Consider the following 26,239-nt stretch of genomic DNA (forward strand, 5'->3'; position numbering starts at 1 on the left):
AGGTTCCTAACTAACGGGAGGCGATGTGCGCGGACGTGGTCTGGCGGCGGCGACGGTTCTGGTGGTCCTGTGCGGCGGCTCGGGCGCCGTCGCGGAGACGACGACGGCGGGATCCGGGGCGCGGGTGGCGCGCAACATCATCTACATCCAGGGCGACGGCCTCGGCCTGGGGCAGCGTGACCTGCTCCGGCTGGCGCTCAAGGGCAAACGCGGTGAACTGGCGATGGACGGGCTCGCGACCACCGGCCTCGTGCGGACGTCGTCGGATGATCCCGACGAGATCGTCACCGACTCGGCCGCGGCGGCCACCGCGCTGGCGACCGGGCACAAGACGCGCAACGGCGCCGTCGGGGTGGACGCCCACGGACGTCCGCTGGAAACCATCCTCGAACGGGCGAAACGGGCGGGGAAGTCGACCGGACTGGTCACCACCGCGCAGGTCACGGGCGCCTCGCCGGCGGCGTTCGCGGCGCACGTGCCGAGCCGGGATTCGCAGAGCGACATCGCGAAGCAGTACATCGAAAGCAGCCGCCCGGACGTCCTGCTCGGCGGCGGTGAGGACTGGTGGTACCCGAAGGGGAATCCCGGTCTGTGGCCGGACAAGCCGGGGGAGGAGAGCCGCAGCCCGTACGGCAACCTGGTCGAACGCGCGCAGCGAACGGGCTACACCTACGTGCGTGACGGCGACGAACTGCGGAACACGCGGGCGAACCGGATCCTCGGCCTGTTCGCGAACGAGGACATGGTCGACTACGGCCCGGACGGCGTCGGGAAGTACGCGCCGCGGGTGCCGCTCCAGCAGATGGCGCGCAAGGCGCTCGACACGCTGTCGAAGAACCCGCGAGGCTTCTTTCTCTTCCTGGAGGAAGAAGGAACCGACGGGATGTCGCACGAGAACAACGCGCACGGCGTGATCGACGCAGGCCGCGCACTCGACGCCACGATCGCCGAGGTCATGCGGTTCGTCCGCGCGCACCCCGACACGCTGGTGATCATCGGCGGCGACCACGAGACCGGCGGGCTGAGCATCGAGAACTACGACGAGTCCGACACCGACCCTGACCAGGACGGTCCGTTCGACGTACCGGGCTCGAAGCTCCAGTTCACTGTGGACTGGACGACGCACGACCACACCGGCGCCGACACCCCCGTCACCGCCGAAGGCCCCGGCTCCGCCCGGTTGGGTGGCACCGTCGAGAACACCGACGTCTACTGGGTGATGCGGACCGCAAGCGGGTCCTGAGCCGAAAAAGGCCACCTCCGGCGACGGAGGTGGCCTTTTCGGGTTCGTCAGCCGATGCTTTCGACGACGGCCTCGGCCACCGCCTTCATCGTGGTCCGGCGGTCCATCGCGGTGCGCTGTATCCAGCGGAACGCGTCCGGCTCGGTGAGACCCTGACGGCTCATCAACAGGCCCTTGGCCCGGTCGATGACCTTGCGCGTCTCGAGCCTGTCGGTGAGTCCCGCGACCTCGGACTCGAGCGCCTGGAGCTCGGCGAACCGGCTCACGGCCAGCTCGATGGCGGGCACCAGGTCGCGTTTGGCGAACGGCTTGACCAGGTACGCCATCGTGCCCGCGTCCCTGGCCCGCTCGACGAGGTCGCGCTGGCTGAACGCGGTCAGGATCACGACCGGCGCGATCCGGTCACCGGTGATCTTGGAAGCGGCCTCGATCCCGTCGAGCTTGGGCATCTTGACGTCGAGAATCACCAGGTCGGGCTTCAATTCGGTGGCCAGGTTGATGGCCTGCTCGCCATCTCCGGCCTCACCGACAACCTCGTAGCCCTCTTCGCGAAGCATCTCGACGAGGTCCAGACGGATGAGGGCCTCATCTTCGGCCACGAGCACCCGCCGCTGGGGTGCGGCGACGGCACCGTTGGCCTCGGCAGCCTGCTCGGTCACCGGGGTCCTCCTGAAGGTCGTCGGGCAGTTCGGCTCGCGGGCTGTCCGCGAACCTGAAGCCTACCGGGAACGATCCAGTCGGCGAGATGGCGTTCACCACGTCAGACAGTCGTCACACTCCCGAGCCCGGCGGAAGCGGCGCTCCTGCGATCCCGTAAAGTTCACCCCGCGACGCCCCCGTAGCCCAACTGGCAGAGGCAACGGATTCAAAACCCGTCCAGTGTGAGTTCGAATCTCACCGGGGGCACCAACAGCAACCCCACAAGCTCAGGCGCGGCTTCGCGCGGGAGTTCGTGGGGATTCATGGGCTCAGTGATCCTCTCCGCTGCCTGAGCTATCTCGGGCAGCTGGTCTGCCGGGAGTTTGATCGTGATTGTCGCATGTTCGCCGTCGTCGTGGACCATGATGGCGAGCTGGACGGCTTCGAACAGTGCCCGGAGGAGCTGATCGGGCGCTTTGGCGAGATTCATCGCGAGGCAGGGGAGTGCGTCGATCAGGGCCAGCTCGTCGACTGTTATCCCTTGAGGGGTCGGCTGTTCCGTTTCCTCCAGTTCTGTGAGTTTGGCGCGCAGTTGCTTCTCGTCCTTGGCCAGGTTGTTGTAGCTGCCGCGAAGTGCTGTGGTGAAGGGATCGTCCGGGTCGCCTTGTTGTGCTTGCTTGAGGATCGAGGCCTGCTGCTTGGCGATCTCGGCAAGCCGTCGTCCTACTCGTTCTCGTTCAGCGTCGTGTTCGACGGCTGCCTGGTCGTCGACGCCGGCGAGGTCGGCTTCGAGGATGGAACGCCGGTCGGGGCCGAAGACGCGGTCGGAGAAGAACTTCGCGACTGCGTCGAGCAAGGCGTCCTCACGGAGGTAGAGGGCTTTCTCGTGTGAGGCGTATCGGTCTGAGCGTGCTCGGTTGTTGTTGCTCGGTCGGCAGAGGTAGTACGCCCGGCCGTGTCTTGGATCCCCGACCATCCTTCGTCCGCAGCCGTGGAAGAGGCGGCCTCGGAACAGGTAGTTTTTGATGGTCGCAGGATGGTTGTTCGGCTCGTGGCTGTCCCGTGAGCCTTGCTTGGTTTTCCAACCAGCGTTGATCGCGTCGTACATCCACTTAGGAATCAACGGTTCGTGGACCGGGGTAGGTGACCAGACCCATTTGATGGGGTCGTTGTGCCTGCCTCCGCGTGAGCGGGTCGCGCGCCTGTTGAACACCTGATAGCCAGTGTATTTGGGGTTACGGAGGATGTCGTACACGCTCGACCTGCTCCACACGCCACGAGCGCGGGCCTTTCCTGGTGGTTCTGGCGGCGGGTACTTGGTGAGGTCTGCGTTCAGGCGGTCTGCGATCGTGTCGCAGCCGATGCGTTCGTAGTACCGCCACATCGCCATCTGGGTGACGGTTTCCCCTTTGAGGCCATCGGGTTCCAGACGTGACTTCGTGTATCCCTTCGCGGCCTTGGACGGGTTCGGGTGCTTGAAGACCTTCGCCTTGTAACCGTGGCATGGCTTGCCGATGTTCCAGCCCTCGCGCACGTGGGTGCAGAGCCCGCCCCATGATTGCTCAAGCGTATTGAGAACCTCGTACTCGGCCACCGACTGGTTGATTCGACGCTGGAGGATGCGCTGTGCGCGGCTCCCTGAAACCGTGATCGGTTCGTTCGAGGCGAAGAGCGGCACATCGTTGCGCTCTAGTTCGCGCTCGACCGACAAGCCCTCGTACGCTCGTCGGGCGACTCGAGCGATGTTCTCGCAGATTACGACGTCGAATCGGCGTTTCGGATTCGCGGACTCGGTGAGTAGGTCGGAGATGCCGCCGTCTCGTGCGATGGGGATGTCGAAGCGCTCGTAGTTCTCGCCGCGTCCGCGAGCGGCGAGATCCATGCGTCCTGACTCGACATCGTAGAAATGCGCGACGATCACCCAGGACTCGGGGATGGCGGCCTTGGAGTTGCCGAGCTGGCGCAGGATGGACTGGCGTGGATCCTGTTGGTCCTCGGTTGACGTTCGCGCGAGGAAGGCGACACGTACTTCATCACGGAGAAGAGCTGTCGGCATCCCGAGCGGAGACACGGCGTAGTCCGACAAGCCCGAGGGGCCGGACACCGGAACCTGCGTCATGCGGCCATCAGGTGTGGACAGCAGAGCTGGAGCCGCCGCGGTCAACTCGTAAGGTGAAATCATGTGGGCTTGCCGTCCTCGGGTAATCCGCGCTGAGCGCTTTCGCGGGCCCAGCGCAAGAGATCGGTGGTGGCGGCGGCAAGTCGTATCCGAGCCAACTCGGCTTCGGTTCCATGGATTCGGTCTATATGACCAGAAAAGGTGCGATCAATGCCGCGCTTGCTCGGTTGAGGGTAGCACCACACAGGTTCCCCGGACGGGAGCGCAGGTTCGGGTTTCTCGTCTTCTGATGCTCGCGCCATCAGCCCTCCGAGACCGTCATCCGGGTACTGGCGCGGTGGCGAGACCTGTATCGAACCTGGTCTCGCCGGTCTCGCGTCCAGTCTCGCCGGACCGAAAAATGCCTCTGGAGACATGCGCGTCGGTAGCATCGAACGATGCAGCCGCGTAGGGATGCCTCTGTTCCCTGCGATGAATTCTCGATGTGACCTCGAGAACGTGGTCTCTACTCGCGCACGGCGTAGGTCTCGGGCTGGAACACGACGCACCCGATCGGGCGAAGGGAAGGTTGCTCTCCGAGACCTGGGTCGTGTCGTCGATTGCGCATTCACGTCGACTGCGGCATCCGGCTACCTGTTGGAGACGGACTTGCAGACGGACCGCGAGCTGCTCGGCGCGAAACTGGGCAGCGAGGCTGAAGCGCGCGCCGTGTTCGAGCAGTTCGTTCGACGCCACCGAGACGAGGCATGGAAAATCGCTTTGAGTGTGACGCGGAGTCCCGAGTTGGCGGCCGACGCGATGCAGGACGCATTCTTGGTGGCCTGGGGTGACCGAGAGCAAGTACCTGCGCACGTGAGCATCTCGACCTGGCTCCACGTGACTGTCAGGAACGCCGCGAGGCGGGTCGACAGACTCGATCGCGTCGCCAAAAGAGCATCGCCCGTCGGCGAGCTCCCGGACCTTCCCAAACCCGATATTGCCAATCAGGTCGCGTCCAGGGTCGACTTCGAAGCAGCTCCGAGACGGCGCCCCGCTGATGAGTGACGAGAAGCCACCACCGTCCCGCGCTGTCCAGATCGCGCGGATGTGGGCACGAGTTCCGGCCGAGCACCTGGAAGTCGCACTCAAGGCGCTGGAACCAGAGCTCCAGCGGGAACACGAGCGTCAGCTCGAAAGCATCCGGAGGGAAGACGCCCGGCGGCTCGAGGTCCTCCGGAACGAGCAGGAGGAGCGGCGTCAGCGCCACTTCCGGCATCTTTGTGGTCTATGGGCGGGCTTCGCCCTGGTGGTCGGCATGCTCGTCGGCGTCAACGGGCAGGCGTGCTTGGCGGCGCTCCTTGCCGGCCCCAGCCTCATCGCGCTGGCGAAGATCTTCGTTCTCCGCCGATCGGATCCCACCGACGCGCGGCAGCTCGAACCACCAGCCGAGCAGCCGCCGGCCTGAGGGTGCCGAGACTGGCCTTGGCTCCGGCGAGACCCTGGTCGCCGCGAGGGAGACAGCAATCCGAATCGTAGGAACCTCCGACGAGCGGGCACAGTTCTGCTCATCGACGGTTAGAGATAGCGAGACCCACACGAACCCCGGTCTCGCTTCGTTCACCAGAGTCGAGACTGCGCTTGGATACCGGTCTCGGGCATAGCGATCCAATCTCGCCTGGTGGCTTGGACTGCCGTCCAGCACTGGCCTTCGTACGTCTGATCGGGTGACCTTTCGACTTGCCCCAGTCCAGGGCAAGCATCTGAGCCAGGGAAGGGGCGAGGGGCGGTTTCGAGCCTCGTGGCGATCTTGTCGCCGCTCGAAAGGCCATCTCGATGTCCGCCTCTGCCTGCAGCCCACTCACCGCACTTCAACGACAGCTTGCTCACCCCAAGGTGCTCGAAAGGTTCGACGCCGCGTTGTGTTCATGGTCAGAGCACGACACGGCGCTGGCCGACGTCGGATCTCATCACCAGCTGACTGACGTGTTGAGCGGCCGCGACTATGCACGTCACGACGAAGTCCTCTACGCGCTGCTGCAGCGGGCCGCGATTGAGCGTGACGAAGGAACCGTTGCCGCTCAACTCGCTCTGAACGCCATGCTGCCCGCCGTACCTGGCATCGTCGGCCGGGTCATTCGTGCGACTCGGGCAGCGCTCGGCGCGTTCGGTGCTCGCCGCGGTGTAACCGGGGGCGGAGTCTCGGCGAATGAGACGAACACCGATGTCCAGGCCGCGGTCATCGGACACCTGTGGGAGCAGATCCGCTGCTATCCACTGCGCCGTCGGCACCATGTCGCCGCCAACCTGGTCCGTGACACCCAACGATCGGCTCTTCGCGCCCTCGGTGTCGATACGAGCCAAGTCGCCGCAGAGGTCGTGAGCATCGACGACGATGCTGTGCACCGTCCACTTGCCGAGGTGCAGACCGAGAGGGATGCGTCGGAACAGTTGTTGGAACTGCTGTCGTGGGCGGTCGAGCAGGAGTGGCTGGACAAGCAGGAGGCAGCCATTCTCACCGCGCGATATTTCGGCGAAGACATGGGGCGTGACGGCGTCGCGACCGACCGGCAGCTCGGTGCGCTGTTCGGCGTGAGCCAACCGACCGCCACGCGTCGGCGGAACCGGGCGCTCGACACGCTGGCGAACGCTGGTCGCGAATGGCAGCGACAGTGCTAGCGCTCCGGGGCCCGAACAGCGGGCGAGGTGCATCAAAGGTCAGCGGTGTGGGGCGTGTCTTGAGCGCCGCAGCCCGCCAGACCTCAGGGAGTCTCCGTGACCGGACCCCGTACAGACCTTGCCCCCGGCGAACTTCTTGTCGCCCACGCCCGCGTCCGAGCAAGGGACCTGGGACGACGGCTCGGATCGGCTCTGGTCGACAGACAGCTGTACGAGGAACTCCGGCGCTTCCTCGACGAGGTCGGGTTCCCGGCGTGCGACGCACTGGACAGGCTGGCCAGTTCCAGTGATCGAGAGCTGCGCAAACGCCTGCATCAGGTGATGGGCATCGAGGCGCAGTGATGGAGCTCCGTAAGAACCGAATCGTGCGAATGATTCCTGATGCCCAGCTGGAGCCAGTTGCCCGCGCGGTCACGCGGCGGTTCGGCCGAGTGCTGGGGTGGTGTGTGATCGTCGCGAGTCCGCTGGCGGTGATCGTCGGCCTGACGGTGCTACGACCGGACGTGCCCTCCGGAGTCCCGCATGCCGATGCGCCGCTCGGTGTGGACCAGCCGCAGGGATGGGCGGAGATGTACATCCGGTCGTGGCTCTCGGCGAGCAGAGACGACTCCGCCGGGCTGGAGGCCTTCTACCCAGCGGGTCAGAAGTCGACCCGCGAGGTCGGTACACAGATCCCGGTCGACACCAGCACGCTGTCGGTGACATCGCCCCGGCAAGGCTCGTGGACGGTAGTCGTCGCGGCCAGCATGCTGGTCCAGCAGTTCGACGGGAAACACCACGCGAGGTTGACCTGCGCTCAGGTCAACCTCGTCGGGAGCGGTGAGGGCTACGTCGCAGCGGCCTTGCCGGCACCGGTCGCCTGCCCGAACACGCTCGCCGCGGTCGAATCCGACTACCCGGAATCCGCGGAACTGAACGGGCCGATCGGGCAGTCCGTGCACGGCTTCTTGCTCGCCTACCTGGTCGGCCGAGGAGAGCTGGACCGCTACATCGCGCCGGGCACACGCATCGGCGTGATCGTCCCGCCCCTGTACGCGGAGGTTCAGCTGCTGGAGTTGCGGACGCATGAGCCGTTCGAGCCAGGTCAGGCAGCTCGGCCACTGGACGGAACCGAGATCCACGTGATGGCGCGTGCTTGGGGATATGACGCCATCGGGCAGGTCACCGCCGTCGACTACGCCCTGACGCTCACAGCACGGGCAGGGCGCTGGGAAGTCGGCCGGATCGACCCGGGTCCGCTCCTTGCCGGGACCCCGGCCACACCATCGACCAAGGCCGGCGAATAGGAGAAGAGATGTCGACCATCGTGCTCGCAGCCGACGTCAAGAGCTGGATCGACGCCAACCTCGCCTGGGGAGACCAAGCTGTCCGTCGCCTGATCCTGCTCGCGGCCGTCGTAGGCGGAATCGGTCTGCTGATCGGGACGCGAGGTAACTTCACCCGCTCGATCAAATACGGCGTGATCGCCGCGATCTTCCTGGGCATCCTGCTCAACCTCGACGGCGTATCCGGCATGTTCGGTGCCTGGTTCACCAAATGAACGCGCAACGCGGCCGCGGCGATGTCCTCATCGGACGGTCGTATACGCGGTCGCGCCGGTTTCCGAGGATGTTCGGACGGATGCCCGGTCGCGACGGCGGCTACCTGCCCGGCGGGCCGTACACGCTCACTCAGGGCGTGGTCTTCTTGGTTCTTCTGCTCGTGGTGTGGAAGCTGCCGCTGCTGGATTGGCTCGGCCCGGCGCGTTGGGGTGTGCCGCTGACCGCGATCGCGATCCGGAGAGCTCGGATCGAGTCACGGACACCGGCGAGTTGGCTGATCGGATTCATGGCGCACCTGTTCGCGCCGTCGTCGGGAACGCTGGCCGGGCGGGCTTACCGACCAGACCGGAAGGTGTTCTGCAGGCAGCGGTTCTATGTACACGGTATGGACGTGGGCGTGGACAGTAAGCCGACGACGATGTCGTCGTTGCAGCGGCTACTGGCCGGGGCGCGGTGATGGAGAACCAGATTCTCGACATCAACGGCAACTTGCTGTTCTGCGCGGATGGATCGACTTGGGCCGTGTGGCGAGCGCTTCCTCGGGAAAGCGCCCGGTCGGCGGGAAAGCAACTGCACGAGCTTTACAGCCGCACCGTCATGTTCATGAAATCCTTGCGTGGTGAGGTGATGCTCGCGTCTCTGTGCGAGCAGGTCCAGCCACACGCCATCATCCGGCGTTGCCTCGACGACATCGACCTCGACAAGAATCCGCACTGGGCGGAAACCGTGCACAACGCATGGGACCAGCTCGACGACCTCGACGTGCTCGGGCGCAGCTACTGGATCGCCAAACCTCTCACCGGCAACGGGTGGCGTGACGGTGGCCGGACCCTGTTGCGAGCCGTGGGAGTCGCGCTGAACGCAGGGCTCGGCATCCCGCCACGGCCGGTGTCTCCTCAAATCGTTGCTGAGGTGCAGGAGCTGGCCAGCGTCACTGAGCAGGAGCTTGGTGGCGCCATTCCGCTTCGGCCCGCTACCGAGGCCGAACTGCTGTGGTGGCTCAGCCGCGCACCGGTCCGCGGAGTGCGTGAGCCTCAGCTCGACCGCACGGCCGCAGTGCACAATTCGGGCGCGACGCTCTCGCACGGGCGTGGGCGGGCGCGACTGGTGAGGCTCCGCGGCACCGTGTTCGACGAAGGTGGCCGCACGGATGAGCCCACGTCGCTGGGGAATCCCTTGCAAGTACTGAACAAGCGGTTCCTCAAATGCGTCACGCCCGACGACGACGGTCTCATCGAGAGTTACCAGGCATATCTGGTGCTTGCCGAGATGCCGCGAGCTTTCACCTTCCCTGGGCACGAGATCTTGTCGCGCCTGGCGGACATCGGGTTCGGCGTCGACTACGTCCTGCGGATCTCGGCCAAGACCAACGACGAAGCTCGCGCGGCCAACCGGCGCCGAACCCGAGACCTGATGGGCCAAGACGACGAGCACGGAGGGGACACTGCCGGCGTCCCCGCCGATGTCCACTCGGCGCAAGAAGAGATCCAGCACAAGAACGCCCGGCTCGGCGCGAGTACCACCGAGATCGAACTCGAAGTCGGTGTCATCGCCTGTGTGTGGGGCACAACCGCCGCGGAGTGCGACGCGCACGCGAAGACGCTGCGGCAGACTTTCCTGGGCGGCGAGTACAAGTGGGAACGACCGCTGGGCGGTCAGAAACAGCTCTACCAGGCACTGCTTCCCGGCTACCGGACTCCGCTGGTTGTGCGGGAGTGCAGCCAGAACCTCCTGGCCAGTGACTGCGCGATGCTGCTGCCGATGTCGTCGACCGAGTTCGGTGACCCCAGTGGAGCGTTGTTCGGCATGGTGCTGGACGGCGGCGCGATCTCGCCCTTCCTGCTCGACCCCACCTACGGCCCCACCCACGACTCGTCCGGAGGTGTCGCGGTCATCGGCGAGCTCGGTTCCGGGAAATCCGTTGTCCTGAAGAACATCGCCGCGGTCGTTCGGCTCATGCTCGACGGTCGGGTGATCGCCATCGACCGCACGAGGAGTCGCGAGTGGGATCCCGTCGCACGGGCCCTCCCCGGGAACTGCCAGGTCGTCGACATCATCGATCCGACCCTCGACAGTGAGCGCGCCGCCGGCACCGAACTCCGGCACTCCTGCGACCCGCTTCGAGTGTTCCGCGGTAAAACCAAGTCCAGCACCGGAATCGCCGAAACCTTCTTCGCCTCGTGGCTGGACCTGGAGTCGAACTCGGCCGAACGTGACGCACTCGGTCGCGGCCTCGACCAGGTCAGCGGCACGCCTGACGTATCGAGCAACGCGCTCATCGACGTGCTGGCCGAGCGCGGTATCGCGGACCCGGCCGCACGGAGTCTCGCTGAGCGGCTGCTACGACTCCGGCGCGATCCGATCACCCGGCCGATCTTCGACGCCGATCTCGAACCTGTCGATCTGCTTTCCGCCGACATGGTGGTCTTCTGCACCAATGAAGTCCCGCTGCCCAACACGCTTGAGATGAGCAACGAGCGGATGGCCGCTCGTATCCCGCCGCGGAAGCTGTTCGGGCGCGCGTTCCACTTGCTGATCGCGGCGATCGCCAAGGAGGTCTGCTTCGGGACACAGCGGTGGGGGCAGTTCATCTGCGACGAGGCCTACAACGTCACCGGCACGCCCGAAGGTCAGCAGATCGCGCTGGAGTTCGTCCGGGACGGACGTAAGCACGGTGCTGACGCCGCGTTCGGATCGCACACCGAGCGGGATCTTGGTGACGAAGTCCTTCGTGGCCTGATCGCCGTCCGCATGCTCGGTCGCCATCGTGACAGCGGACTTGCCCGGCACGGTCTCGCGTGGCTCGGCGTCGATCCCGCCGACACCCGCTACCAGGAGATCGTCACCAAGGACCTGTCGCCGCTCAACCCTGCGGGCGGAGAGCCCGAACGCCGAGCTCGGGCCGGTGAGTTCCTGGTGCGCGACCATTCCGGCCGAGTCGGCAAGGTCAAGGTCCTCACTCAGCCCTATCGGACCCTGCCCAAAGCCGTCCTCACCACGCCGATCGTCGCCCGCGGTCCACTCCGGACCTGAATCAAACCCCCAGGTGAGCGCCATGTCTCGGACACAACCGGCGATCTAGGGAGACGTTCATGACGCTCAACGCGCGTGTCGCGAAACCCCTCGCGCTCGCCACCATCCTGCTCGTCCTGCTCCTCTGCAATGCCGCGCCCGCCAGTGCCCAGGTCTTGCCGCTGCCTCCGAACGAACCGCGGCCGTGCCAGCCGTATCCGCTGTGCCTGGTCGTCCCGGATCCCCGCGTGCCGCAGCCGACTCCGCCGAGCCTGGACCGCCCCGATCCGGACAGGCCGACGCTGCCCCTGCAGGACGATCCCGGGCACGCCGCGCACCTCAAGGGCATGTTCACCGTCGACGATGGCTATGGCCGCGACCTGCGCAACTACGACCTCTTCGCGAACTTGCCCTGGCTGGCCACCAATCCGATGCCGACGATCTGGCTCTGGCTGGCGAACATGGGCTTCGCCGTCGGCAAGCACGCGCTCGGCTTCGCTGTCTGGTTCACCGAATGGTCCATGACCGCAGGAGTCGTCGACTGGATCAAAGCGCCCGCCCAGGACCTGGAGAAGATCTGGCAGACCACGATCATCGGTGGGCTTAAACTCCGTGAACTGGCTCTGCTTATCGCCACCGGTTACCTCGGACTGCTGTTCACACGTGGCCTCACTACCCGTGCTTGGCGGGAAACCGTGTCCACGATCGCCATCAACGTCATGGCCATCGCGTTCATCACCCACCCCGTCGACTTCCTCGTCGGTGATGGGGGAGTGCTCAGCCTCAGCCGCGACCTCGGCGCCGACGTCAGCGCCGTGATCATGGGCAAACAACCCGGAGGAACAGGCAACCCCGCGGCGCCGATCGGGCAAGCTCTCATCGACAACCTGCTCATCTCGCCCTGGGAAACCCTCAACTACGGAACACCGGTCTCTGGCAAGCAGGGCACCGGTGCCTGCCAGTACTCGATCAAGCAGATTCTCGACCAGGGCCCGTGGTCTGGCAAGGACAGCACACCGGCCCGCGAGCTGGCGGGCTGCCCGAGCGAGTACGGCAAGTACAACGAGGTCTCCGACGTCGACCGCATGCTGGGAGCATGGGAGTACGCCGTCGCGATGATCTTGTTCGCGATCCTCAGCATCTGCCTCAACGCGATCCAGATCCTTGCCCCGTACTTCCTGCTCTTCGAAGGTCTCCTGCTTTCCCTGGCCCTGATCGCCGCATTGATCCCGGCGCTGCAGCACCAGCTGGCCTACCGGATCAGCTCCATCGCGGGCACCATCGCCAAACTGTTGATGGGCATGTTCTTCATCGCCATGATGACCATGCTCCTGCGGTCGCTCATGCTCGCCGACCTCGGACCGCAACTGGTCAAGTTCGCCGTCATCGACATCGTCGTGTTCTCCGGCTTCCTGTTCCGGAAGCAGCTCATGGCGAACATCCAACGAATCCGCTCCAGCGTCAATTCGGGTGTCCAGCGACTCGGTAGACCGCGGAGCACCCCGAAAGCCTTGCCCCTACCGGTCGTCACGCCGGGGCCGCATCGAATCGGCCGGACCCTCAAAGCCGGCACCAGCGCCTTCACCGAGGCCGTTGCTCCGGCGAACGACCTGAGAAAGAGACTGGTATCCGCGGGAAAGGTCGGCAGCAAAATCGGCAGCAAGGCCATCTCATACACCGCCGGCGCACCAGTGTCCTGGCCTGCCGCGGCGAACCGAGCGCAGACAGCGCTGACTGCGAAAGGCAATGTCGCCAAGGCGGCCCTTGGGAGGAAAGCGACCGCAGCGAAGGCCTACGCCTCTACCTATGCGAGCAACGTCGGGGCAGTCGCCAACCCGCTATGGAGCGCCGCGACTACCGCCGCGGCCGCCCTCTCTGCGCGGACCGCGCGTACGTCGGCCCCGCAGACGACCGTTCGCGAACAGGAAGTCGAGGCCCTTACACCACGCAGAACCTCCAAGGCTCCGGCGTTCACCGGGACAGGTGTGCAAGCCGAGGTGCCAGGCGGCCGACCTATGCGGACAGGGCGTCAGGAACGTCTGGCGTCTGATCCCGCGCCGCTGCCACCCGGGATGCTGCCGCTCACCCCGACCTGGGCGCAACGCCTGCGGAGCCGGTTGGAAGAGCGTCGGCCGTGAACCCGTTGCTCGCTCTCCAGATCGCCGAGCATGTCCGCAACGAGATCCGAGAGCATCCGAAGAAGTGGGGATGCTTGACCCTGTTCCTGCTGTTCGGGCCAGCCATCGCCTGTGTGCTCGTCGGCGTCTTGATCATCATCGTGATCGCCGGGGGAGCGGAAGGCGTCGACGCGGCACCTGGCCACGTCCCTGGAATCCCTGACGTCATGCTGAGCGCCTACCAGCGAGCCGCGCAACGAATCACGAACATCCGGCCAGCGTGCGCCGGGATGCGCTGGTCCGTCTTGGCCGGCATCGCCGAGATCGAATCCCGGCACGCCGGCGGCCGGAACATTGCACCCAACGGCGACATCGCCCCACCGATCCTCGGGCCGCAACTCGACGGCAGTGGCGTCGGCGGCAACCGCACGCCGATCCGCAACCCAGACGGCAGCTTCGCCCGCGCTGTCGGACCCTTCCAGTTCTTGACCACGACCTGGGCAAGCGTCGAACAAGACGGCAACGACGACGGCGTCCGCAACCCGAACAACGCCTTCGACGCCGCGCTCGGTGCTGCGGCCTATCTGTGCGGAACTGGACCTCGAGATCTTCGCGACCAGGGCCAGCTTCGAGCCGCGCTGTTCAGGTACAACGCGAGCCAGACTTACGTGTCGCAGGTCCTCGCCAACGTCGAGCGCTACGACGCCGTCGAACTCCGGCCAGCGGTAGCTGCTACCGGAGACGCCAAGGCGGTGATCGAGGCCGCCATGTCGCAGCTCGGCGTGCCCTATGCCTGGGGTGGCGGAACGGCTGCAGGACCAAGCCGTGGGATCCGCGACGGCGGCGTCGCGGACCGGCACGGTGACTACAACAAGGTCGGCTTCGACTGCAGTGGCCTGGTTCTGTTCGCGTACGCCAAGGTTGGGATCAGCCTGCCGCACAACAGCAGAGCGCAGTTCGCTGCCGGGGCTCGGGTGCCGAAAGAGGCGGGTCTCGGTGCACTGCGGCCAGGCGACCTCGTGTTCTACAGTCCCGGCTTTATCCATCATGTGGGGATCTACATCGGCGAAGGCAAGATGATCAATGCGCCTCACTCCGGGGCTGAAGTCCGAATCGACGTCGTTAACCACGTCGATTACGCCGGTGGGGTCAGGCTGCTGTGAGAATGTTACTCATCATCTAGGCGGCGACGTCGGGTCCCCGTAGCCTCGTTTCCACCGACGGATTGGTGTCTAACTTGTAGGCGCTGCCACCACCTGGTGGATGAAGCTGATCGCCGCTTCGACTCGAGTGCGTATGCTTGCCAGTTCGGTAATCGTGAACCTGCCGGCATGCCCATGTGTTCCGTTGTTGAATGTTCGGAACAGGGTCAGGACGTTCGATACATTCTCATCGACCAGGCTGACGATGTCACGATCGGTGACTCCATGCTTGCGGAGCAGATAATTGATCTTGGCCCTGCGGGTTGGTACTCCCTTGTCGGTGGCCTCGCAGGCGGGGTCGGCGTGCTTGACCTCTGCGTCGGGTGCGGAGGAGTCCAGCATGGTGATGAGGACCTCGCGTGCACTGGTGCAGAAGTGTCGAGCCGCGTCCGGGTTTTGCGGGCTGAGGGAAAAGAGGGCTCCTGCCCAGCGGTTGACGAGGTCTTGCCCGAAAGCGGAGAGCTCGTTGGCTAAGGACGGTGCGCGAAGCTCATCTTCGGTCGGGTCGTCTGCAGGGTCGCCATCTCCGTTCAGGGCGTTGATCAGATAGACGCTATTGGCTGCTTCGTCGCCTGCTAAATCGACGAATCTGCGGGCTGCGGGTGATGCGCTGTTCGAGGTGAGGTTGACCTCGGCCGTGTTGTACCGCTGAACAAGGGTGGCGGTCGATGCCTGGTAAGTAACGAACGTGGTGCTTGCCGGCCGCTGGTTGAGACGCCTGATCTCCTGGTTGAGGCGTTGCCGCTGATTCTCGACCTGACGGTTGTGAGCGCGCGCACTCGAGTTGTAGGCGCGTACCTCTTGGTTGTATCTCGCTACCGCTTTCTTCACCTTCTGGTTATGCGCCGTGATTTCACGCTGAGCCTTCTGAAGAGCGGCTCGGGCCTGGGCGGGAGTCATTCTGCGAACCATGAAACGAGTATGTGTCCTCGGGCCGACAGTTCTGGGATTGGCTGGCACCTCGCGGGCGCTTGTTGCCGACTTTGATTCGCTCCATCTACTGCCCCCGTGTGCACTTGGGTAGTAGGTCCATAACTGAAGGTGATTTCTGCAGCCCGGCTTGCATCGAACGGGCCAGTGGCTACACATGCCTTCCACATGATTCTGTGCAGTGATCTTGCGGATGTCGTCGCGGTTGACCTGTCGCTTGTGAACGGTTGGAGCGCTTGTGCGACGGCTGGTCGGTCCCCATGGGCAAGCCCTTGGGGAAATGCCGACTTGTTCCCCCATGGCCGTCAGGCCATCCAGGGAACCAGCGTGCCGAAGGCACTCGATCCCCACCACGTGCTCGCCGAGCCCGCGTTGTGGTGGGTGACCGCCGCGGTGGTCGCGATCCTGATCGCGGTCTTCGTCCTCCACCGACACTTCCGTTCCCACCACCTCCGCTCCAGAGTTCGCTTCGACCTCCTCCCGACCGCCACGTTCGACCCATCGCTCCAGGGCGTCCTGTCGTTCGCTCACCAGCTCGGCAGGGTCCGGCCAGTACATGGCTGGGTACCGAAGGGCGCGGTCGGCGTCCGGATCCGGTTCAGCACCGACGAGTACCTCGGCAAGATGACCATGAGCGTGGAGGGCCGGGAGTCGATCACCGGCGTGATCAACAAGCTCTCCTATCCAGAGGTGGAGATCCGGCGTAGCCGATCCGAACGGGGTGATGTCTCCCCGGGCATTCACCGGAGAGACGACCTCCCCGCGGCCGGAGGCGCGCGATGAGGGAGACATCGCCGTCCGCTGAGCAGACGAAACCGCAGGTGCACCTTGCTCGCGCGGAGCTGACCTTGGCAAGGCCGGCTCACCTCGCGCTCAAGTCTCTGCCGCTGCGTCCTGACGACCCCCTTCAGACGTTGGCGAACGCGCTGGGCGATGTTCGGCCAGACCTCGGTGAAGGGGTCGACGTATGCCTGGACCTCATTCCGTTGACTCCCGCGAGGATCCGGCACCTCGCGCGCCAGACGGCGAAGCAGCAGGAAACGTCTGGACGCGCGCTGGCCCGCGGAGTTGCCGACGTGGCCAGTGAAGTACTCGGTGAGTTCATGCTGGCGGCGCGCGGAGGCGGACGCCCAGCGCCGCGGCAGCAAACGCCGGTACTGAACAAGTTCGCCACGGACGAACCAGTGTTCGCGGTCCAGCTGTTGATCCGCTGCCGCTCGGAGATCCCCGGCCGCGCCCAGGCGCACCTGCGGAGCGTGATCGGCGCCTTCGACGTCTACCGCGGCGACAACTACTGGCGAGTTCGCGGGATGCGCGTACTGGGCTGGCACTTCGGTGCGGACACGGTCCTGATCCGCCGGCTCTTCGACAGGCGTTTCGAGACCGGCTTGGCCAAGCCACGCAGGAAATCCTTCGTCACGGCCGGCGAGATTGCGGCGCTGCTGAAGCCGCCGTCCGGACGCTGTCAGTCGCCGGTGATCGCGCGCAGCCGTGGTTGGGTCATGCCAGCTCCTCGCGAGATTCCGCGCTACAAGCCAGGCGTGGGGCTGGTCCGGCTCGGCTACGTCACGGACGTCAACGGTGAGGATCGGCTCGTCGGGGTCCCGGTCCGCGAGCTGTTGTTCTCGGCGAGGTTCGGGAAGGCCGGCTTCGGCAAGACCGAAGAAGCTCTCGTGCAGGCGATCGAGATCGCTCGGCTGGGCGGAGGCGTCTGGTTCCTGGATCCGCACGCAGATGGCTGGAAACGGGCGAAACCGTATCTTTCAGATCCAGAACTGCGGAATCGATTGTGGGAGGTCAATCTCGACGTACGTGGCCGCGAGAAGCGGCTGCCCGGCTGGAACCCGCTCAGCATGCAGGGCTTCTCCGAGGAGGACATCGAGGACCGCGTCGACGCCGTTGTCACCTCGTTCGCCACCGCGCTGGGCTGGGGAGATGCCGCCCCTCGCGCGAAGTCGATCCTGACCAAGGCGTGCGAGGCGCTTTGCTACCTCGCGATGCGCCTTCCTCCTGAGTGCGCGCCGACCATCTTCCAGATCCCGACGCTCCTCGACGACGACTCCTGGCGTGACGAGGTGTTGCGCGTTCTCAAGCCAAGCATCCGTCGCTACTGGACGGACTCCTTCCCCAAGCTTGCGCCCGACGCGACCACGGTCGTCACCAACATCATCAACCGTCTGCGCACCAGCCCCACCTTGTCGGCCTTCCTCGGCTCCTCGGTCACCACCTACAACGTCCGCCGGGCCATGGACACCGGGAAGATCGTCTTCGTCTGCACCACCGGTACCGGTGAGACGAACAAGCTGATCACCTCGTTCATGATCTACGACCTGTTCCGCGCCGGCCGGTCGCGCGCGGAGATCCCGGTCGATCAGCGCCGCAGGTGCGACGCCTTCGTCGACGAGCTCGCCGCGGTCGACGGCGCGTCGCGTGGCTATCTCGCCGCGATTCTCGAACAGCTGCGGAAGTACCGGGTCGCGTTGCACGCGATGAACCAGATGCCCGACCGGCTCGCTCCGGAGACCCGCAGGGCGCTGCTGCAGAACCAGTCGCTACTGATGACCAGTGCCGCGGCGATCGACGGCGCCCGGACCGTGGCACGCGAGTACGGCGGCCTCGTCCAGCCCGCGACGATCACCGAACTCGAACAGTTCCATCACGTCGTCACCGTGACGCTCGGCGGCCAGCGCACGACACCGTTCAAGATCCGCGGCCTGCATGTGGATGACGAGTTCGCCGACCATTTCCATCCCGAGTGGAACGACGACGTCGATCGATGCCTCGACCGAAACCTGACCCGCAGGCCGATCGGTGAGGTCCTCGACGAACTCGAGGACCTCGATGACCGCATCCTCGACGCCTTGCGCGGCAACCAGCCTGCTTCTCGCTCGAGGCGAGGGCGACCGCCTTCCCGCGGGAGCGGCGCAGGAATCGGGCTGTCCGCACCCGAGTCGACGGTGGAGTGACCAATGCCAAGTCTCGACCCGTTCAAGCGCGAGGCGCTCGTCGTTCTCTACTGGCACCGCATGGTCTCCACCGAGCAGATGCGCCGGTTGATCGCTCCGACGACACCGATCCGCACCATCCAGCACAAACTCCTTGCTTTACAGGCAGATGGGCTCGCCGACTGCCTACACCGGCACCACGCTTCCCGGACCTGGCACGTCACCGAAACCGGCGCGGAACTGGTCGAAGAGTCCGGACGCGTGGAAGCGCGCCCGTACCGGATCCCGCGGGCAGCGGTGGTGGAACTACTGCAGGAACACTCTCTCGACGTCGTCGAAGTCGGGCTCGCCTTCACAGCTGCTGCCCGCCGGCATAGGGACGAGTGCGGCCCGCTGTCGTGGACTCCGGAGGTCGCGCACCGGTTTCGAGACGGCCGTGGACGGCGCCAGGGCGTTGTCATCGCGGACGCGGTCCTCGACTACGTCCTCGACGAGGACGGGCGGCGGTCGCAGCGCACGTACTTCATCGAGCTGGATCGTGCGACGATGCCCGTGGCCCGGCTGGCACAGAAGCTTCGTTCCTACGTCCAGTACCACGACTACATCCCAGGGAAGCCGAGCTCGGCTGGGCGCCCCGCATGGCGAAGCCGTTACGCGCGCTACCCCCGGCTTCTCATCGTCCTGTCCGGCGCGGCCGAGCACGTTCTCGAGCGCCGGCTCGCGGACCTGCGGGCCTACGCGCAAGCGATGCACGGCCTGGCGCTCGCCGGCGATCGCGTGTGTGCGCTGGGTACGACCTTGCGGAGGCTTCGAGATCCCGGCCCGACGGCGGACATCGCGCTCCCGCTCCTCGCTGAGAGCGCCGCGCCGACGTCCGTTTTCGCCTGGCCCAGGTCCGGTGGATCGTGACAGAGCCGGTGCCGGTCGACCTCGTGGAGCAGCTCGGGCTTTCATCCCGGTTGCGCCAGCGTCGATTCACCTTGCTCCCGCTGCGAGGCGATGGCACTCCGTTCACGGACGTGCAGGGACGAGCGCCAGGCGACAGCACCGCGCCGGAAGAACTCGCTGACCTGATTTCGTCTATCGCGACCGTAGGCGTCCTGCAACCGGTGCTCGTCGAGGAAGTGGACTCTGGCGACAACAAGGCTCCTGTCATGCGGTTGACGGCGGGAGAGCGGCGCTTGAGAGCTTGCCGGTGGGGCGTGGTCCACAAGCCGGATAATCCGCACTTCACCGCACTCCCGGCGGTCGTCTGTCCCGGACCGCTGTCGGATGAGGAACGCCGGATCTGGCAGCTGGTCGAAAACCTTGCTCGTGAGGACCTGCGCCCCGGCGAGCTGGCGGCCGCGCTTGTCCTCGATCGCTGCGCTGTGCTGCTGGGCAAGCTGATCGCGTACGGCTACAAGGTCCCCGCAGACGTCTACGCCATCGATGATCCGATCGCCCGATTCTCCGCCATGGAGCGCATCCGGGGCGCCGACAAGAAATGCGCCGCGCCGTGGTCCCAGGTCCTGACCCGTCTCGGCCTGCAGCTGACTCCTCGGAAGGCGCGCGAGCTGGTGCGCGCGTTCGCCGAGATGCCCCGCGAGATCGCGGAAGAGATGGACGAGGCCAAGATCAGTCTCAACACCCGCATCCGGTTCATCGAGCTCAACCGCGGGCGAGCGCAGGCGGCCCAGGACATCTGGGCCGCGGTGAAGAAGACCAAGCGAACCCGGCTGCTGAGTTCGGCCCTGACCGTCGCGGCCGATCCGGCTGTTACTCCTGACGAAGCGTTGGCCGAAGCCGGGCGCCTGCACGAACAAGCGGACATCGCACGTGCCGACAAACTCCGCGCAGACTCGTCAGCACCCGCCGATGTACCCGTCTCGCTAGTGGAACAACGACTTGTCGACAACACCCTCGACAGTCTTCGACTCCTGGTCGCCGCACTGGCTCGCGGCGCTCGACTCTCTTCGCATGACATGGCGTCACTCCGCCTTCTGGCCGATCAACTCAACGGAACGGAGTGAGCCCCGTGTCCGTCTTCCTCGGCCTACCCACCGGCACCGCGCCGGCCGCGCGGTGCGACTGCAGGCGTTGCCCTTGGTACGCGGGCACTGATGCCGAACCGGGTGCGGTCATCGCGCCGGTGTGCTCGGGGTGCAACTCGGACTGCAGCTACTGCGGCTGCGCACGCGCGGAAACCGGGCAGACGGGAATCGCGTGCTCGAGCTGCCCGATCCGATGCGGCTCCCGAAGCGACATCCAGACGTGGATGGCCGACGTAGGGGAGACCCTGGAATTCGACGACATCGTCCTCCGTGGCCGCTTGCCCGAAGGCTTGCCCTCCTTCATCCCGCAGGTCGACGGATCCAACGCAGGCCACCTCGACGCCGCGTTGGGCTGGCCCGCGTACGCCGTCGGACTTCGTCGAGTGTTCTCTCCGCGGACACACGCAATCTACCCACGGTGGGACCGAGCGGCGACTGCCACGGAAGCGTTGGGTCTTCCGCGCAAAACGTTGATCGTCCTCTCTGGATATGGAGAGGACCCGCTGGTTGAAGCGTTCTGGACGGCCCGGCACCGTGATCGTCTGCTCGACAGGCTGGCGGCGCTCAAGTTCGATCTCGTCTTGGCTCCCAACTACTCGATCTACGGCAACTGGCCCCGCGCCGAACACCTCATCAACATGCGCAGGTCGCTCCTGCTCGCGGAAGAGTTCGCCCGGGCCCGTCTGCCGGCCGTTCCGAACCTCTACTGGTTCCGGCTCGAGGACCTCCAGCGGTACGCCGCGTGGATCGCCGAAACCGCGCCGCCCGCCATCGCGATCAACCTCCAGACCGTGCGCGAGAACAAGAACTGGGAAACCTGGGCACTGCCGGGCCTCAGCTGGCTCGCGGAGAACATCCCGGACGGCCTCCCGGTCGTCATCACCGGCCTGTCCCGCCAAGACCGCATCGCCACCGCCGCCGAGCTGTTCGGCGCCAGGCTGATTCTCGTCAGTCAGAACCCGGCGCAGTACGCGCTTCATGGAGCCGTGATGACTCCGGAAGGGCGCAAGGACCTGCAAGCCCGTATCCCGGACGCCTTCGCCAGCTCGGTGCGCTACCTGGCTTCGCTCTTACCTGAAGGAGGCAACTGATGCAGCGGACTCTCTGGATTCTTCTCGGCTGGTCACCCGAGTATGGGGCCGCCACTACTGTCGTCGCGGTTCTCGGTATCGACCAGGAGGACGACGGCCAGTTCTCCCGGCACATCGAATGGGTCCCGCGGGAGTATCAACGCTGCCTCACCTGGCGGAAGCGCATCGCATCGACACCGGTCGATGACCTCGTTGCCCACATGGAAATCTGGCAGAACTCTCTCACGGCACCCGCCGCACGCGTCGACCTCGTCCCCTCGGCGCCGGATCTCGCTGCCGCCGTTCAGTACCAGCTCGACGACCTGCTCGGTAGCGCCGGCTGAGCGACTCTCCATGGGAACGAATTCCAAGACCACGCACGCGGCCTACGCCGTCGGGCCCTCGACAGCGGAGGAGACGTCACCCGAAGCTGGCCCGAAGTGGACGGACGCTGAAATTGCGTTGTCGGTCGTCGAAGGCTTCGTGCTCAACGGAGTCGACCCAGACAACCCATTCGAGCAAACCTCACTCGACCTACCTGACGACATCGAAGAACGGTATGCGATGTTCGCGGAAGCAGTCCGTGAGGCGCAAGAAGAAATCGCGAAACTCAGCGGTGATCCCACTGAGTTCGAGGACGCGCTGCACATCCACTGCGAGTCGTTCCTGAACGGCCTGACATCGGATGAGCTCAAGGAACTCGCCGCCGCCCGCGGGTTCAAGCACCCAGCTCTGGTGGGGTTGTCCGAGTCCACGGGAAATCCTTTGGTGCACTGGCTCGATCCGTCCTATCCGGACGACGCGGGCACGAAGAAGATGATCCAGAGTGTCGCGTTCGACAGATTTGTGGCTCTGCTCTCCGGTGAAACAGTAGGCGGCAAAACCCTGGAGCAGTGGCAACTGCTCGACGCGAGCCTGGTCGCTACGCCAAGCCATTACGTGCCTCCGGGGTTCCTGTCGTGGACGGCGACCGCCGCCGAGGTTCAGGCAGCGCAGGAAACGATCAACTCCGCCGCCGGCGCTGTCGATACCGCCAAGAGCAACGGCTCGTGGGCCGACCCCGACCTCGTCTCGGCTTTGATCGCGGCGGAGAACAAGCTGGCGACCGCGCACAACCCCGCGCTGGACGACCTGGAGGCGATCCGGTCCTCGGCGAAGCATCAAGTCGATCAAGCTTTCACCGACATTTCACCGCACGAACTTTCCACCGCGATACAAGCCGCGAAGGACCACGATCAGATTGCGCCTTTCCAGGCCAAGGTGCTCAATGCCCAACAGGTTCTGAAGCTCCTCCGTGCGTCGACCGAGAAGCAGGAACGACACGACCTCCAGGCCCTCGCCGTCGAGCGCGCGGCCACGAAAGTGACGTTCGAAGCCAACATCGCCGACCTGCACAACGCACTGGGCCACACTGGCCTGCCTAGCCTCGCGGCCCCAGGTGGCATGACGGCGATGACCAAGTTCCTTGACCACGCGCACCAGGCGGGAGTCACCTACAAGGACATGGGTGGCTGGAAGCCCGTCGAGCCGACACTGGCGCACAACGAGACACTCCAGATCGCGCAAACCGAAGTGGCGCTGTGGACAGACCAGCAAGAACTGAAAGACCTGCGAGCGTTCGTCGTCTCCGCTGGCCTCCTCACGACTGATCAAGCCGCGGCTGCGACGAAGTCTTTCTGCAAGAAGCTCCTCGTTCATCAGGCCTATGGGGCCAGCGCGGCGGTCGCGTCACTGAAACACAGCTTGCAGGAGAAGATCGGTCTCAAGAACAGTACGAAGTCGTTGCCTCCCAAGGCAGGGAAGTCCGCGAAGGCGCCGATTCTGGCTGCGCCCAGGAGCGTGTTCGGCCGCCAGCACGCCGAGATGCTCTCGGCGTTGAAACAGACCAAGGCCGCTCTCTCGGCCTTACCGAAGTCGGTCGATCCAGCTGCTGTCGCGGCCTGGGACTTCGGAACGGGCAAGCCCGCAAAACTTGGCGGGACACATCCGAAGACGCTGCATACCGGGCCGGACGGCAAGCCCTGGCTCGCGAAGGGGGAAGCGACTCCTCGGGGCGGCGCGGTCATCGAAGCCGAGGCCGCTACCTCGAGGGCACTTGAACGTGCAGGTCTGCCGGTGGTCCCCGTATTCGCCACCAAGGTCAACGGGAAGCCGGCCTCCGTGCAACCGATGCTCGTCGGCGCGACCGAGATGTCCAGTAACCCTTCCACCTGGTCGCAAACCGACATCGACGACATCGTCCGCCTGCACGTCGCGAGCTGGGCTCTGGGAAACCACGATCCGCACGCCGGCAACGTCCTCCGGACGGGAGAGGGTGGTCTCGTCCCGATCGACCATGGGCAGTCGTTCAAGTTCTACGGCCAGGACAAGCTGTCGATGTCGTTCCGGCCGAACAACACGACGGCCGTCTACCACCGGGCGTACGACGCCTTTAAGGAGGGCAAGCTCGCCAAAGGCGTACGGATCAACCCCGCGGCCGCGCACTCGGTGATCAAGCACCTCGAAGCGGTTCCTGACGCGGAGTGGCGCGGAATGCTGCGGTCGGCCGCCTACGCCGGAGCCGCGCAGAAGCAGATGAAGTGGGCGCCGACGATGCGGGCGAAGGCGGCCAAGCACCATGGCGTCGCCGAAACCTCGGTGACCACGAAACAGATAGCGGAAGCCTTCCTCGACTACGCGGTCGAGCGTAAGAAGAGCCTGAGGAAGGACTTCACCGAGTTCTTCCTCGGTGAGCTGAAGCTGGAGAACGCCGCGGCCCTTCAGCACGCGGGGAAGACCTGATGGGTACCAACTCCAAGACGGCTCACACGAGCTACTCGATCACGCCGTCGAACCCGTCGACCGAGCCGGCGCCTCTCGACGAGGAGATCGCCCTCGACGTCCAGACACCGTCAAAACCGGACAGCTCTCCAGAACCAGGTGCTCAGCCGCTAACACCCCTCCCGGAGACACCTGACGTCGGCAAGCCCTTCGGCGAGCCGATTCTGGTGGGCGGGACCGACCTGCACGCCTCGAGCGCCACTCTCGTCAGCTACGCCAGCGCCGAAGGCCCACGCACCGTTCTGCACGCACGGGTCAGTGAGGAGGCGGAAGAGAAGCTGCTTGACGCCATCAACGTCTCGAAGGAGACAGCCCCGATCCAGGTCGAGCAGATCGTTCATGGCCGGCTGCCGGTCGACGAGCAGCACGAACTCGCTGAAAAGATCATCGCGGCCGCGAAGAGCGTGAACCACCACCTCAAAGAGGGAGATCTCTCCGTCGGGGAGCTGCCGTCAACAACGGAGCAGAAGATTGTTGACGCGAAGAAGGCGGCGGAGGCCGCGGCCATGGACATCGGCGACAGCCCAGGGCCGGCGGACTCCGCAATGCTCGCGCATTACGCGGCGAAACTGGCCGACGTCGAGTCGGCGGCCGCCGCAGCGAAGGCCGTTGGTCACGTCAACCCGTACCTGCATGAAGGCGTCGCGACCGTCACGGTGACGATGCCCGTGCTCACGAGCGAGACCGGTGACCACCGCGTCGCCGGCCTTCTACGCGACGCGACCCGGATCAGGCCGACCCTGGACACCGAAACCGGTCAGGCCAGTTGGAACGGCGTCGCGCGGTGGGAGAAGGTCGCTGGCAAGGAGTACGTGATCAACCTCGGCGATGGGTTTCAGGCCGTCTACCGGCCCTATGGCATCAACTCGCCGATGACGGCGGAGTTCTCCTTGCGCGGCCGGCTCGAGATCATCGCGCCCGCAGGCGAGGGGCACGGCCCGGACGTGGTCAAACGGCTTGGGCAGCTCAACCTGGCCAACCGCCCCATGACCCAGGCCGAAGGCGAATACGGCTACCTCGCCGCGAACGTCAAAGCCCAGAACCTGGGAGACAAGGACGAGGTGCAGGCAGCCATCGCGACCGGTGATCAACTCGAGGAGATGATGCGACAGGAGCTTTTCCACGAGCGTGCCCACCTCGCTGTCGGCCTGAACGACGCTCAGCTCGCGCGGTTCGCCAAAGACATCCAGCTTGACGCGCACACGCAGGCACTGCCGACGAAGGTGAAGGTCCTGCGCGAAGCTGTTGCGAAGGTGACTGGGCAACACGACGGCGGGGCCCTTTCCGCCACCGCGGGATACGACCCCGCGCCTCGTCCGTCCGGTGGCTGGCTCACCTGGAACCGTTTCGATGTCGGCAACTCGATGACGATGCTGACGGCCGCTTTCAAGGGCAAGGCGCTGGTTCACGCCACCTCGGCGTCGGGGTTGAAGGCGATGCTGGCGAACGGTGTGCTCGCCTCCACCGAGCGGCGGACGCTGATGGGAGTGAGCCGCGGCGTCGGTATGAGCGAAGACCAGGACAAACTCACCGGCGGAGCGAGCTCCGTCTTCCTGCGCGTGCTGGGCAAGCCCTCGTCGCATTCCGGCCCGAAGCTGGTGTGGGATCAGCCCGAGCGGCTGATGCACCGCGCGGACTACTACGGCGCGAACGCGGACACCTACGGCGCCGTCAATCCCTCCAAGACCGGCAAGTACGCGTCGTCCACGCGAGACCCATTCAAGATCGCCCACTTCACGAATCCCTCCAACGAGGTCATGTTCGGTGACGGCATCGACCTGCTGGGGGCCGAAGGACCGTCGAGAATCCTGTGCGAGAGCAAGGCACAGCGCGAGGAGATCCAAGCCATGTTCACGGCCAAAGGCATCACGCACATCGCCGGTAAGCCGATCGACGACGTTCTGAAGGTATGA

The 26,239-nt window shown here is 65.4% G+C and carries 22 protein-coding genes, 1 tRNA gene and 1 pseudogene; 21 read left to right on the forward strand and 3 right to left on the reverse strand.

Annotation, left to right across the window (positions count from 1 at the left end; translation table 11 throughout):
* Positions 1–25 precede the first annotated feature (25 nt).
* Positions 26–1,243 carry an alkaline phosphatase gene (locus tag ACLJRM_RS33000; protein WP_410665272.1) on the forward strand — a complete coding sequence of 406 codons (1,218 nt, stop codon included), beginning with the start codon at positions 26–28 and terminating at the stop codon, positions 1,241–1,243.
* Positions 1,244–1,290: 47 nt separating this feature from the next.
* Here the strand turns inward: ACLJRM_RS33000 and ACLJRM_RS33005 are convergent, their stop codons facing one another.
* Positions 1,291–1,902 carry an ANTAR domain-containing response regulator gene (locus ACLJRM_RS33005; RefSeq protein ID WP_005157321.1) on the reverse strand — a complete coding sequence of 204 codons (612 nt, stop codon included), beginning with the start codon at positions 1,900–1,902 and terminating at the stop codon, positions 1,291–1,293.
* 173 nt (positions 1,903–2,075) lie between these two features.
* Between ACLJRM_RS33005 and ACLJRM_RS33010 the strand changes: the two genes are divergently transcribed.
* Together ACLJRM_RS33010 and ACLJRM_RS33015 are read left to right on the forward strand one after the other, a co-directional pair.
* A tRNA-Leu gene (locus ACLJRM_RS33010) sits at positions 2,076–2,152 on the forward strand.
* Positions 2,153–2,282: 130 nt separating this feature from the next.
* Positions 2,283–2,774 (forward strand): hypothetical protein, encoded by a 492-nt coding sequence (locus tag ACLJRM_RS33015; RefSeq protein ID WP_410665273.1) that lies wholly within the window; start codon positions 2,283–2,285, stop codon positions 2,772–2,774.
* A gap of 255 nt (positions 2,775–3,029) precedes the next feature.
* Here the strand turns inward: ACLJRM_RS33015 and ACLJRM_RS33020 are convergent.
* A pseudogene (locus tag ACLJRM_RS33020) lies at positions 3,030–4,064 on the reverse strand (recombinase family protein); the annotation flags it as partial.
* 585 nt (positions 4,065–4,649) lie between these two features.
* On the opposite strand from ACLJRM_RS33020, the gene ACLJRM_RS33025 reads away from it, so the two are divergent.
* The 10 genes from ACLJRM_RS33025 (at position 4,650) to ACLJRM_RS33070 (ending at position 14,489) form a co-directional block, all read left to right on the forward strand.
* Complete coding sequence (locus ACLJRM_RS33025) at positions 4,650–5,045, forward strand: sigma factor (RefSeq protein WP_410665274.1); 396 nt, start codon at positions 4,650–4,652, stop codon at positions 5,043–5,045.
* Positions 5,038–5,445: a hypothetical protein gene (locus ACLJRM_RS33030; protein WP_410665275.1), complete on the forward strand. Its 408-nt coding sequence runs from the start codon at positions 5,038–5,040 to the stop codon at positions 5,443–5,445. Before ACLJRM_RS33025 ends, ACLJRM_RS33030 begins: the two co-directional genes overlap by 8 nt.
* Positions 5,446–5,813: 368 nt before the next feature.
* The gene (locus tag ACLJRM_RS33035) at positions 5,814–6,656 is read left to right on the forward strand and encodes a hypothetical protein (protein WP_410665276.1); all 843 of its coding nucleotides are present in this window, start codon (positions 5,814–5,816) and stop codon (positions 6,654–6,656) included.
* 96 nt (positions 6,657–6,752) lie between these two features.
* Entirely contained in the window at positions 6,753–6,998 is a 246-nt protein-coding gene (locus ACLJRM_RS33040) for a hypothetical protein (protein WP_410665277.1), read from the forward strand.
* A 104-nt stretch (positions 6,999–7,102) separates the two neighbouring features.
* Positions 7,103–7,942, forward strand: a complete 840-nt coding sequence (locus ACLJRM_RS33045) for a conjugal transfer protein (protein WP_410665278.1) — start codon at positions 7,103–7,105, stop codon at positions 7,940–7,942.
* 8 nt (positions 7,943–7,950) lie between these two features.
* Positions 7,951–8,196 (forward strand): hypothetical protein, encoded by a 246-nt coding sequence (locus ACLJRM_RS33050; RefSeq protein ID WP_101609309.1) that lies wholly within the window; start codon positions 7,951–7,953, stop codon positions 8,194–8,196.
* A gap of 80 nt (positions 8,197–8,276) precedes the next feature.
* Positions 8,277–8,654, forward strand: coding sequence for a hypothetical protein (locus ACLJRM_RS33055; RefSeq protein WP_233223643.1), 378 nt, complete (start codon positions 8,277–8,279; stop codon positions 8,652–8,654).
* A gap of 146 nt (positions 8,655–8,800) precedes the next feature.
* A complete protein-coding gene (locus ACLJRM_RS33060; protein WP_410665279.1) occupies positions 8,801–11,230 on the forward strand; it encodes an ATP-binding protein in 2,430 nt (809 codons plus the stop codon).
* A gap of 59 nt (positions 11,231–11,289) precedes the next feature.
* Complete coding sequence (locus ACLJRM_RS33065; protein ID WP_410665280.1) at positions 11,290–13,347, forward strand: hypothetical protein; 2,058 nt, start codon at positions 11,290–11,292, stop codon at positions 13,345–13,347.
* Positions 13,344–14,489, forward strand: coding sequence for an NlpC/P60 family protein (locus ACLJRM_RS33070; RefSeq protein ID WP_410665281.1), 1,146 nt, complete (start codon positions 13,344–13,346; stop codon positions 14,487–14,489). The genes ACLJRM_RS33065 and ACLJRM_RS33070 overlap by 4 nt, the downstream gene beginning before the upstream one ends.
* Positions 14,490–14,558: 69 nt before the next feature.
* Here the strand turns inward: ACLJRM_RS33070 and ACLJRM_RS33075 are convergent, their stop codons facing one another.
* Positions 14,559–15,428 (reverse strand): hypothetical protein, encoded by an 870-nt coding sequence (locus ACLJRM_RS33075; protein WP_410665282.1) that lies wholly within the window; start codon positions 15,426–15,428, stop codon positions 14,559–14,561.
* A 357-nt stretch (positions 15,429–15,785) separates the two neighbouring features.
* Here ACLJRM_RS33075 and ACLJRM_RS33080 point away from each other — a divergent pair, with 357 nt between their 5' ends.
* From ACLJRM_RS33080 to ACLJRM_RS33115, 8 genes are read left to right on the forward strand one after another with little or no spacing between them, the layout of a single operon-like run.
* Positions 15,786–16,241: a hypothetical protein gene (locus ACLJRM_RS33080; protein WP_410665283.1), complete on the forward strand. Its 456-nt coding sequence runs from the start codon at positions 15,786–15,788 to the stop codon at positions 16,239–16,241.
* Positions 16,238–18,424, forward strand: a complete 2,187-nt coding sequence (locus ACLJRM_RS33085; protein ID WP_410665284.1) for an ATP-binding protein — start codon at positions 16,238–16,240, stop codon at positions 18,422–18,424. The genes ACLJRM_RS33080 and ACLJRM_RS33085 overlap by 4 nt, the downstream gene beginning before the upstream one ends.
* 3 nt (positions 18,425–18,427) lie before the next feature.
* A complete protein-coding gene (locus ACLJRM_RS33090) occupies positions 18,428–19,312 on the forward strand; it encodes a replication-relaxation family protein (RefSeq protein ID WP_410599810.1) in 885 nt (294 codons plus the stop codon).
* Positions 19,309–20,415 (forward strand): ParB/RepB/Spo0J family partition protein, encoded by a 1,107-nt coding sequence (locus tag ACLJRM_RS33095; protein WP_410599809.1) that lies wholly within the window; start codon positions 19,309–19,311, stop codon positions 20,413–20,415. Before ACLJRM_RS33090 ends, ACLJRM_RS33095 begins: the two co-directional genes overlap by 4 nt.
* A gap of 5 nt (positions 20,416–20,420) precedes the next feature.
* Positions 20,421–21,527 carry a hypothetical protein gene (locus tag ACLJRM_RS33100; RefSeq protein WP_410665285.1) on the forward strand — a complete coding sequence of 369 codons (1,107 nt, stop codon included), beginning with the start codon at positions 20,421–20,423 and terminating at the stop codon, positions 21,525–21,527.
* Entirely contained in the window at positions 21,527–21,850 is a 324-nt protein-coding gene (locus tag ACLJRM_RS33105) for a hypothetical protein (protein WP_410665286.1), read from the forward strand. Before ACLJRM_RS33100 ends, ACLJRM_RS33105 begins: the two co-directional genes overlap by 1 nt.
* Positions 21,851–21,860: 10 nt before the next feature.
* Positions 21,861–24,287, forward strand: coding sequence for a hypothetical protein (locus ACLJRM_RS33110; RefSeq protein WP_410665287.1), 2,427 nt, complete (start codon positions 21,861–21,863; stop codon positions 24,285–24,287).
* The gene (locus ACLJRM_RS33115) at positions 24,287–26,239 is read left to right on the forward strand and encodes a hypothetical protein (protein ID WP_410665288.1); all 1,953 of its coding nucleotides are present in this window, start codon (positions 24,287–24,289) and stop codon (positions 26,237–26,239) included. The genes ACLJRM_RS33110 and ACLJRM_RS33115 overlap by 1 nt, the downstream gene beginning before the upstream one ends.

It is taken from the genome of Amycolatopsis sp. lyj-84 (assembly GCF_046549075.1).
Classification (GTDB): Bacteria; Actinomycetota; Actinomycetes; order Mycobacteriales; family Pseudonocardiaceae; genus Amycolatopsis.

What these genes read in the sequence shown, in the direction of transcription:
- ACLJRM_RS33105 (WP_410665286.1), top strand. Translation starts at nt 21,527, where the DNA reads ATGCAGCGGACTCTCTGGATTCTTCTCGGCTGGTCACCCGAGTATGGG.
- ACLJRM_RS33030 (WP_410665275.1), top strand. Translation starts at nt 5,038, where the DNA reads ATGAGTGACGAGAAGCCACCACCGTCCCGCGCTGTCCAGATCGCGCGG.
- ACLJRM_RS33085 (WP_410665284.1), top strand. Translation starts at nt 16,238, where the DNA reads ATGAGGGAGACATCGCCGTCCGCTGAGCAGACGAAACCGCAGGTGCAC.
- ACLJRM_RS33065 (WP_410665280.1), top strand. Translation starts at nt 11,290, where the DNA reads ATGACGCTCAACGCGCGTGTCGCGAAACCCCTCGCGCTCGCCACCATC.
- ACLJRM_RS33115 (WP_410665288.1), top strand. Translation starts at nt 24,287, where the DNA reads ATGGGTACCAACTCCAAGACGGCTCACACGAGCTACTCGATCACGCCG.
- ACLJRM_RS33035 (WP_410665276.1), top strand. Translation starts at nt 5,814, where the DNA reads ATGTCCGCCTCTGCCTGCAGCCCACTCACCGCACTTCAACGACAGCTT.
- ACLJRM_RS33050 (WP_101609309.1), top strand. Translation starts at nt 7,951, where the DNA reads ATGTCGACCATCGTGCTCGCAGCCGACGTCAAGAGCTGGATCGACGCC.
- ACLJRM_RS33110 (WP_410665287.1), top strand. Translation starts at nt 21,861, where the DNA reads ATGGGAACGAATTCCAAGACCACGCACGCGGCCTACGCCGTCGGGCCC.
- ACLJRM_RS33075 (WP_410665282.1), bottom strand. Translation starts at nt 15,428, where the DNA reads ATGACTCCCGCCCAGGCCCGAGCCGCTCTTCAGAAGGCTCAGCGTGAA.
- ACLJRM_RS33090 (WP_410599810.1), top strand. Translation starts at nt 18,428, where the DNA reads ATGCCAAGTCTCGACCCGTTCAAGCGCGAGGCGCTCGTCGTTCTCTAC.
- ACLJRM_RS33060 (WP_410665279.1), top strand. Translation starts at nt 8,801, where the DNA reads ATGAAATCCTTGCGTGGTGAGGTGATGCTCGCGTCTCTGTGCGAGCAG.
- ACLJRM_RS33015 (WP_410665273.1), top strand. Translation starts at nt 2,283, where the DNA reads ATGTTCGCCGTCGTCGTGGACCATGATGGCGAGCTGGACGGCTTCGAA.
- ACLJRM_RS33055 (WP_233223643.1), top strand. Translation starts at nt 8,277, where the DNA reads ATGCCCGGTCGCGACGGCGGCTACCTGCCCGGCGGGCCGTACACGCTC.